The sequence below is a fragment of the Alcanivorax sp. HI0044 genome, assembly GCF_001634945.1.
Map to the genome: position 1 here is coordinate 1 of NZ_LWEZ01001424.1, position 1,321 is coordinate 1,321.

The window sequence follows — 1,321 nt, forward strand, 5'->3', positions numbered from 1 at the left end:
TTCGGTGTGGAGGGGCCGCTGATCGGTCGGGATGAATGGAAGCTGTATGCAGAACAACAGCTCAATAGCGGGGGTAGTGGTGAAGACAGCTACCGCTTCGGGCTGCAATATAGAGTTTATTACTAGGAGTGAATCCAATGAGACTGAGCATTGTGCTACTGGGAACTTTGCTGTTAGCCACCGTGCTGGCCGGGTGTACCCATGTTCGTAGCAGCCAGGATGTGGAACTGTCCGGCGAGGGCACCTGGCTGGTGTTGCCGATGGTCAACCGCACTGCCACTCCCCAGGCGGGGTTGCGGGCGGCAGCCATTGTCGAATCCGTGCTGTATCGCCATGGCGTGAATAACGTAACCCGCTACCCGGAAAGCGATAATGAAGGGGTGCTGTTTGAAGGCACCTCGGCGGCCAACCGCAAGAACATGAATCAGTGGGTCGCCTCGCAATCGGCCCAATATGTGGTGAGCGGGGTAGTACACGAATGGCGCTATAAAACCGGTGTTGATGGTGAGCCCGCGGTGGGGGTAATGATCGAAATCCGTGAATTGCCGGAAGGGCGTATCGTCTATAGCGGCACGGGCTCACGGGCCGGCTGGGCACGCCAGTCGCTCAGCGAAACCGGGCAGAAAGTCATCGATAAATTGCTCGCCCCGGTGGTGCAGTAATGCTTGAGCGCATCAGTAACGGCAAGCTGGCGGGGCTATTCATGCCCCAGCCAAGAGTGCTGTGGTCGCTGTGCGAAGCAGTGATTCTGATGGCGCTGGCCGTTGTCATGGGGTTGTGGCTGCGCGAGGAGGATCCGCTGACACTCATCGGGACCTTCCGTTGGGTATTGCTGGTGCCGATACTACTGGCGTTGCGTTACGGTAGCTTGCTCGGGGTGTTCGGCATGCTGTGTCTGGTGGCCAGCTGGTTTTTGCTCACGTCTTTGGGTTTCTATTCAGGCATGGACTTTCCGGAAACCACCATGCTTGGTGGTTTCGTGATTATTCTTATTTGCGGTGAGTTTGCGGATATGTGGCGCGTCAAACTGATGCGCGCAGACAGCGCCGCCAGCTATGCACTGGAGCGTTTGCAGAATTTGACGCAGCGGTATGTGCTGTTGCGTCTTTCCCATGACCGGTTGGAAGAAAACCTGCTGATCAAGCCCTATACCGTGCGTGATGCGTTGGTGCGATTGCGCGATCTGACCCTGGATGAAAGTGACAGGGTTCGGCTTCCTGCAGCGGACGACCTGATTCACATGCTGGCGGAATATTGCCAGCTGCAGCGTGCTGCGCTTTATCGGGTGGTGGATGGCCATATAGACGATGAACCGGCTGCC

General features: G+C 57.0%; 1 protein-coding gene and 1 pseudogene. Both read left to right on the forward strand.

The genetic code is table 11. The annotated features are described in order from the left end of the window. Positions 1 to 137 precede the first annotated feature (137 nt). Positions 138 to 662, forward strand: a complete 525-nt coding sequence (locus A3730_RS21065) for a hypothetical protein (protein ID WP_063521421.1) — start codon at positions 138 to 140, stop codon at positions 660 to 662. Beyond that, positions 662 to 1,321, forward strand: a pseudogene (locus A3730_RS21070) (hypothetical protein); the annotation flags it as partial. The gene A3730_RS21065 and the pseudogene A3730_RS21070, both read left to right, overlap by 1 nt.

What these genes read in the sequence shown, in the direction of transcription:
- A3730_RS21065 (WP_063521421.1), top strand. Translation starts at nt 138, where the DNA reads ATGAGACTGAGCATTGTGCTACTGGGAACTTTGCTGTTAGCCACCGTG.